General features: G+C 65.9%; 1 protein-coding gene. It reads left to right on the plus strand.

Annotation, left to right across the window (positions count from 1 at the left end; all coding sequences use genetic code 11):
* Positions 1-156 precede the first annotated feature (156 nt).
* Positions 157-533, plus strand: a 377-nt coding sequence (locus tag CXQ88_RS21485) for an MFS transporter (protein ID WP_146069278.1), incomplete at its 3' end; no start/stop codon positions are given.

Here is a 533-nt window from a genome sequence, read left to right on the forward strand (position 1 = left end):
GTCCACCCCCACAACAATGCGTTTGCGGTCCTCTTCACCGTTGCTCATGGTGCATCCGTCCTTCTCAACGTTGGCTTTGGGCGTGCTGGATGGTGCCGTGCTGCCATCCTCCACCTGAATGGAGCCGCGGGGGAGGGGCCACGTACCATCAGGCCTATGTTTAGTCCGTTTCGCCGCAAGCCGGTTACCGCCATGACAACCGGGTTGTTGCTGGTTCTGGCCCTGCTCTCCGCCACCGGGCCGTTTGCCACCGATCTCTACCTGCCCTCCTTTCCGGCCATGACCGATGAGCTCGAGGCGTCCGCCACCGCAGGGCAGCTGACCCTCACCGCGTTCCTTCTCGGCATGGGGGCCGGCCAGCTGGTGTTCGGCCCGCTCTCGGACCGGTACGGCCGCTTCCGCCCGCTGTTCCTTGGATCCGCAGGCTTTGTTGTCGCGTCGGCGGTGTGCGCCCTCGCACCCAATCTGGCCGTACTCGTGGCCGGCCGGCTGCTCCAGGGGCTGTGCGCTTCGGCAGGAGTGGTTATTGCGCG

Source organism: Arthrobacter sp. ZGTC412 (assembly GCF_002929215.1).
GTDB lineage: Bacteria > Actinomycetota > Actinomycetes > Actinomycetales > Micrococcaceae > Arthrobacter.